Annotated in this window: 8 protein-coding genes; 3 read left to right on the forward strand and 5 right to left on the reverse strand. The window is 53.1% G+C overall.

Translation table 11 applies throughout. From position 1 onward, the window contains the following. Positions 1-199 precede the first annotated feature (199 nt). Entirely contained in the window at positions 200-1,177 is a 978-nt protein-coding gene (locus tag ACR0K1_RS25170; RefSeq protein ID WP_480612771.1) for a serine hydrolase domain-containing protein, read from the reverse strand. Positions 1,178-1,482: 305 nt separating this feature from the next. Here ACR0K1_RS25170 and ACR0K1_RS25175 point away from each other — a divergent pair, with 305 nt between their 5' ends. Then, entirely contained in the window at positions 1,483-2,631 is a 1,149-nt protein-coding gene (locus ACR0K1_RS25175; protein ID WP_480612773.1) for a flavin monoamine oxidase family protein, read from the forward strand. 152 nt (positions 2,632-2,783) lie between these two features. Continuing rightward, positions 2,784-3,200 (forward strand): nuclear transport factor 2 family protein, encoded by a 417-nt coding sequence (locus ACR0K1_RS25180; RefSeq protein ID WP_480612775.1) that lies wholly within the window; start codon positions 2,784-2,786, stop codon positions 3,198-3,200. 129 nt (positions 3,201-3,329) lie between these two features. Here the strand turns inward: ACR0K1_RS25180 and ACR0K1_RS25185 are convergent, their stop codons facing one another. Next, entirely contained in the window at positions 3,330-3,635 is a 306-nt protein-coding gene (locus ACR0K1_RS25185; RefSeq protein ID WP_480612777.1) for a YciI family protein, read from the reverse strand. Between the two features lie 90 nt (positions 3,636-3,725). On the opposite strand from ACR0K1_RS25185, the gene ACR0K1_RS25190 reads away from it, so the two are divergent. Beyond that, complete coding sequence (locus ACR0K1_RS25190; RefSeq protein ID WP_480612779.1) at positions 3,726-4,598, forward strand: LysR family transcriptional regulator; 873 nt, start codon at positions 3,726-3,728, stop codon at positions 4,596-4,598. Positions 4,599-4,738: 140 nt separating this feature from the next. On the opposite strand, the gene ACR0K1_RS25195 is transcribed toward ACR0K1_RS25190, so the two are convergent. The 3 genes from ACR0K1_RS25195 to ACR0K1_RS25205 form a co-directional block, all read right to left on the reverse strand. Then, positions 4,739-5,074, reverse strand: a complete 336-nt coding sequence (locus ACR0K1_RS25195; RefSeq protein ID WP_480612781.1) for an NIPSNAP family protein — start codon at positions 5,072-5,074, stop codon at positions 4,739-4,741. Positions 5,075-5,086: 12 nt separating this feature from the next. Beyond that, positions 5,087-5,446: a DUF6614 family protein gene (locus ACR0K1_RS25200; RefSeq protein WP_480612783.1), complete on the reverse strand. Its 360-nt coding sequence runs from the start codon at positions 5,444-5,446 to the stop codon at positions 5,087-5,089. A gap of 423 nt (positions 5,447-5,869) precedes the next feature. Further along, positions 5,870-6,192: HAD-IA family hydrolase (locus ACR0K1_RS25205; protein ID WP_480852268.1), on the reverse strand; the 323-nt coding region annotated here is incomplete at its 5' end.

A 6,192-nucleotide genomic window follows, 5' to 3' on the forward strand; every position in this document is an offset into this window, starting at 1 on the left:
GCGACCCGCTATGACCGATGCCCAAAGGTCTTCCTATCGGCCATCGCTCTCGCCGCTGTCGTCATCTATTGGTTATGAATCCTGACCCTAGCGCTGCGGAACGTGAATTGGTTCGCGTTTTCCATTTTGGAATTTTAGCACATCTGATTTCGGATGAAATGAGCTCCAAGCGGTCGTCTGACGGTTCGGGTCGCTCGGCCTAAGCGACTGCTAGTACAGGGCCGTCCAAGAGCCGAACTAGGTCACCGAAGTAGCCACCTGATCGAGCGGGCAACGCGGGATCTGAAGTTATTGCGACGGCGAGGTTTCGTTCGAAGTGTGCCGCGATGACTTGGCCGCCATAGCCTCTCGCCAGGGCATAGCCTGAAGACGACAGGAACCATCCATATCCATATGCGAGACCTGACCAAGGGGATCGAGCGTGGGGATTTGTTGAAGCCTCAATCCAGTTTGTTGGAATGATCTGAGTCCCCCCGAATGACCCACGATCACGTAGTAGGGTTGCTATCTCCAACATCGCCGTGGGTTTTAGTACCATCTCGTTTCCGCCGAGATAGTAGCCTTGTGGGTCGCGCGTCCAGGAGGGAATCTCAATTCCCAGCGGGTCACCGAGCCGTTCCCGAGCCTGCCGAAGAAGGCTCTTCCCCGTAGCTTCCGCAAGAGCGGCCCCGAGGATGTGTGTGGAACCTGTGGAGTACAGCATGCGCGTCCCGGGTACTGCCACCATCGGACGGGTCAGAGCGTCTGCAATCCAGTTTTTTGAACTCACCCAATCACCGTAATTGGTGCCGGAAGTCCTTTCGAGACCGGCTCGCAGTGTCACCAAATCCTCCATAGTAATCTCGGCTGCTCCGGGAGTGGCATCTGGTGGAAGAATGCCGGGTGCGACCTCGCCAATAGTCGAAGTGATCGATGGGATTTCGCTGTTTTCGATCGCCGCCCCGAGAAGCAAGGAGACGATGCTCTTTGAGCAGGATTTGATGTTTGCCGGTCGGTTGAGACCGGGGCCGCGAGGCGCCTTGGCAAAGACCGTGTCGTCGCCTTTTCTTACCTGGATGGAATGTAGCTGCGGGAGCTGACCAATCGCTTCGCTTAGTGCACCAGACTGTGCCGTCGCGATGTGCGGAGCAGCAAGTGCAGCAGTCGCGACTGCAACAAATTGTCGGCGGCTGATCATACCAACACATGTGGTCACGTTTGCCGGATTTTCCAGTTGCGCTGGTCTCTAATGTTGTGAACGTCAACTGCCTTAGTCTCAGCGCAACTTCCGAGCTGATAAACGTACGCTCCGGGCTTGGTGCGGTCATTCACCGCACTCGATTTCGACGACTGCCAAGCGGACGCAAGCTGCCTTTGACCTCGACACAACGAATGGCCGCTTCGCTTTTCAACCGGACATTTCAGGTTCTTTCATCGGATGGTTTCTGCAAAGATGACTTCGCTGACTGCTTCGACGTCTGGCCCCCGTAGAACTGGAATAAAATGGACCGCAGAACCTTCACTAGTTTGTCGGCCGCATCGCTTCTCTGCGCTCCCCGCCAGATTTCCGCTCGGCGGCCACAACATGTCACGATTATTGGGGCAGGCAGTGCAGGATTGACAGCGGCTTATCACTTAACGAACGCAGGCATCCAGGTTCAAGTTCTGGAAGCAGCGAACAACTGGGGAGGTCGCATCAAACGCCTGTCCGACTTTGCAGATATACCTCTCGATCTTGGGGCGGAGTGGATACACGACGATCCAAGTGTTTTGGGGCGCATCGTAGGAAAGGGCAAAACTGATCTGGGCGTTAGAACAATCGACTACAGACCCCAGACTTTTCAATTCTGGCACAACGATCAACTGAACGATTTTAATGCGCTTCGGAATTTCTATCATGAGGTCAAGTTCTACGACACAACTTGGTACGGATTTTTTGAGAGATTCATTTTACCAACTGTCAAAGATAACATCGCATTGGGCGCTAGGGTCACGCAAGTCGCGGTGCATGGCATGCGCCTATCCGTTAGGCTCAGCGATGGTCGAAACCTTGAGACAGACAAGTTACTGGTCACGGTTCCGTTGTCAGTTCTTCAACGTGGACTAATCACATTTTCGGACCAGCTCACGCCTCCAGACATGGCTGCACTTCAGGACATCGTATACGGCTCTGGTTTCAAAGCACTCCTGAGGTTCAATCAACGGTTCTACCCTGACATATTGTTTGAAGGGTCTCGCGCTAGCGTACTGGCCGACACATGGGCGGAAAAAATCTACTACGACGCTGCCTTTGGTAAACCAACCCGCCAGAATATCCTGGGTCTATTTTCTGTCTCAGAAGGGCCAACACGTCGGTCAGCTCTTGGTGAGAAAGCATTGGTCAATGACATCCTCGCTGAGTTAACCGAGATGTTCGGAAGCGTTGTCAGGGACACGTATGTTGGAGGCGTGATCCAGAATTGGAGTGCTGAGAGCCATATTCTTGGTAGCTATTCGATGGAGAACAACAGCGACTATGATATTGATGAAATCCTCAAACCCGTGGCGGGTAAGGTGTTCTTTGCCGGAGAAGCATTGGGAGGAGACGAGCAATCTACAGTTCAAGGTGCAGCGTTTTCCGCAATCTCGGCTGCGAGCAAATTGCTTGAATAGTCGGGGCGTCGATTGGCCAGCATAATCGACTTTCAAGTACTGCGTAGCATCCGGTACTTTGGGCTCGAAATCGGACTTTTGGGTAGTTCTCCGAGCGTTGATCGGATGCATCGATCAGGCTAGCGTCTAGTCACTCAGGGGAGGAGTAGTTTATGTCAGGCAAAACTCAAAATGTTGAGCGTATGCATGAGGCATGGGCGAAGTGGAACGACACGAAGGGAGCTGAGCCGTCAATGTGGAAGGACTATATGTCCGACGACGTAAAACTATTCTCTCTTTCAGACGGTGATCAACAGACCCCGTTTACTGCCGCACGGCAGGGCTTCAGCGAAGTTGAAGTCTATCTCGAAGGCCTTGTCGGGACATTCTCCATGGATCACTGGCGGATAGATGAAACGGTTGCCGAAGGCGACCGCGTCGTCGGTATCGGTTCGACAGGCTGGACGCACAAGCAGACAGGGAAATCATTTGTGACACCAATTGTCATCGTTACGCGCTGGCGAGATGGAATGATCTGCGAGTACAGCGAGTACTATGATACGGCGAGCATTGCTGCCACAACGGTTTAGGCCCACGCCAAGCCGCCCAGAACATCTTTATCTAAAGGAGCCAACTTAAACGGCCGAGGAGCGGACCGAAGCGAGCTTTCGCTGCGCTTGCACCAATATCCGCTATGACCTTGCCCACATGCTGATGCCTCAGCTTGGATGGATCAAACGCGCCCCGTCATTGTAGACCTGTTTCCATTTGATGATCGAATACGATTTTCTGAGGCCAGTCGGCCAAAACGGGTCTTCATGCACTAATTGCTCCACGTCGTCCTCTGAGTCAGCTTCCACAATCCATAGGCCGTCGCGGCCTTGACCTTCGGCGTCGGACAAAGGGCCAGCTACCTCTATTTTGTCCGCGTTCCTCTCTAAGAAATCGAGGTGCTTGGCCATTTGCGTTTTGCGGATATCTGGATCGGCGTCTGGTGCGTCTTCGAACAGGATGATGAACTTCATTTGTTTTCTCTCCTCCAGTTTTGTGAGACCAAAACTGCCACAGTAAAACTGAAGATTGAGTCAGCAATATCGGCAAGTTACTTTGCAAAAATGCAGAGACACGATTGGAACGATCTCAAGTACCTCTTGGCGCTTCACCGCGAAGGAAAGCTGACCGAAGCAGGGCGGACGGTTGGCGTTAGTGATACAACCGTAGCCCGTAGGATAAAGACGCTCGAAGAGGCACTGGCGACAACACTGTTTTTGCGTAGCGCAAATGGACGGTACGAACCAACGGACGCGGCGCTGCAGATTCTGTCACACGCCGAGAGCATCGAGGCAAGTCATGCTGCGATAAGTGCAATTTCAGGCGACAGCACCAACACGGTTTCGGGTTCCGTGCGCTTGAGCGCCGTTCCTGTTATCGTAAACCGTTTTCTTGTTCCTCAGCTCCCACTTTTGACCCGTCTGCATCCAGACCTCAGCGTCGAGCTTGTTCCGAGTTCGGACAATCTGGACTTGTCCAAGCGTGAAGCCGATCTTTCCGTGCGCTTTGCACGTCCATCTGATGGGGGTCTGCGCACCAAAGCCCAAAAGCTGGGCGAAGTGTCATTTGTTGCTTGCGCCGCAAGCTGTATCTCGCCCAAGCAATATGGGACATTGAGCTGGATCACCTATGACGAGGCACATTCTCGCCTGCCGCAGGCGCGTTGGCTTGAAAGTACGGCGAAGTCTGAAGACCTGCGTGCCGGTTTGCGGGTAACGGATGTTGAGACGGCGCTGCAGGCCGTTGTGGCGGGCATTGGAAAGACGCTACTGCCAAGAGCAGTCGTGTTGTCCGATCTACGATTGCGAGCGATCGAGCCAGAAGATTGCGCCAAGTTTCCAAGCAGGGAGGTTTGGATGTTGTCGCATGTGGATCAGACATCAAGGGTGTCAATTACGGCAGCCAAAGAGTGGCTAATGAGTTTGAGCTGGCACTGACGCGCGACCTAGTAGCGGCTATTCATACGAGGTACAGCATAGCTCAAGACGAACTTTCAGACTACCTTATCTGCGAGGCGTTCGGATGCCAGTTTCATGCGGCGTGATCTGCTATTAAACCGTCGAGTTTGACTGACTGCTCATCCAAAATCTATTGCAGCCTTAGAGTCCCCCTCAAACACAGGGCGCATAAAATATCGGACGTGGCGTTTGATGCACCCAGTCTCACGAGCAAATCTGAAGACGGCCTGGCACTCTTCGTCTGTCTCAATTTTTTGCCGGTAGCTTTCGTATTCAGCTAGGCTTTGGAAAGAAAAGGATGCTGTCGCAAAATCGCTGGGGCCCTCATGGGGCAAAAGGTATCCATGGTGCTTCCCGCCAAAGCGGTCAACAAGTGCAATCCAGGACCGGGCATATGCTTCAAACTCTGTGAGTTTTCCGGGCGTAATCTCATATTGAAGAAAGCATGTAATCATTTTTTGCCCCAGTTAAACAGCATCCGTTCCTGCCTCATGTAACAAAACAAAATAAGTTTCTTGAACCTGTTTGTTCATTGCGACGTGCAAACTATTCAGCGGTTCGGTCCGCTTTTCGACGTAATCCCATGCGTCCAGCGAGGCCTGATGGGAGTGAAGACACATCTCAAGCACGATAGCTACGTTAGGAAAACGTGTATCGTAGCCTTCGTTATGTGCACGTCGCCAGAGCCGATGCGAAATCAAGTGCCCAGCTTCGTTAAGATGGCCGCAAAAGGCATCGAATGCAGTCTTGAAGGTTGTGAGATTGTATCCCGACCTCAGGTTGAAGGCTCCAAACATCGAGCAAGTTTTTGGCGTCTGTTCCGTCATTCTTCGGTTTCCGGCTTTTTAGCTAGACCATCTTTGATCCACGAAATCAGGCATTGCTTTGGCGTTCACGGCATAGCGCTGTTGAAAACCGGTCATTCGCCGCGCCGCCAAACTTTGCACTTATGGGCTCGATGCAGTCGTTCGCCTTGCTCGGCGTGAACGACTGCTATGCGGGCTGCATATGCAGTATCCCGACCATGTGCTCAAGGTCGGGAATGGGCCGTCCGCTCAACTTTGCAAAGTCCGTCCTCTGCGATTGTCGGACATTGTCGTTGCCCTCGATGAGCGCAATTATTCAGTCAATGTGCAGGTCATGTTCCAACCCAATACAGAACTTAAGAATCGCTCTGGCCCTTCACTACACCAAACCCATCCGTCTCGGGCCTGCCAGCTGCCGCCGGCGCAATCCTCGTTCGAATGCATTCAACCGCGTCCATTGATTACAAGTTTCACAGCGGTGCTGACCCCGTCTGCGACGGCGGTGGGTTGTGGTTCATAGCGAGCCTCGTCACCAGGTTGATACTTTCCGGTTCGAACCAGCATAGCCGTGCCCAAGCCCGCCTTCAAAGCACCGGCGATATCGCTTTCGGCATCATCGCCAATCATTGCTACCTCAGCGGGCGCCAGCCTCATGCTTTGCGCTGCAGAGTGGAAAAACGCTGGCGAAGGCTTCCCAAACAAAAAAGCATTTTTACCGCTCGAATACTCAAGCGCCCGGACGAAAGCGCCAGCATCCAGGCTCAATT

The sequence above is a fragment of the Ruegeria sp. F5 genome (genome assembly GCF_056533845.1).

Coding starts and splice junctions, on each gene's coding strand:
- ACR0K1_RS25195 (WP_480612781.1), bottom strand. CDS start 5,074: ATGATTACATGCTTTCTTCAATATGAGATTACGCCCGGAAAACTCACA.
- ACR0K1_RS25190 (WP_480612779.1), top strand. CDS start 3,726: ATGCAGAGACACGATTGGAACGATCTCAAGTACCTCTTGGCGCTTCAC.
- ACR0K1_RS25175 (WP_480612773.1), top strand. CDS start 1,483: ATGGACCGCAGAACCTTCACTAGTTTGTCGGCCGCATCGCTTCTCTGC.
- ACR0K1_RS25200 (WP_480612783.1), bottom strand. CDS start 5,446: ATGACGGAACAGACGCCAAAAACTTGCTCGATGTTTGGAGCCTTCAAC.
- ACR0K1_RS25180 (WP_480612775.1), top strand. CDS start 2,784: ATGTCAGGCAAAACTCAAAATGTTGAGCGTATGCATGAGGCATGGGCG.
- ACR0K1_RS25170 (WP_480612771.1), bottom strand. CDS start 1,177: ATGATCAGCCGCCGACAATTTGTTGCAGTCGCGACTGCTGCACTTGCT.
- ACR0K1_RS25185 (WP_480612777.1), bottom strand. CDS start 3,635: ATGAAGTTCATCATCCTGTTCGAAGACGCACCAGACGCCGATCCAGAT.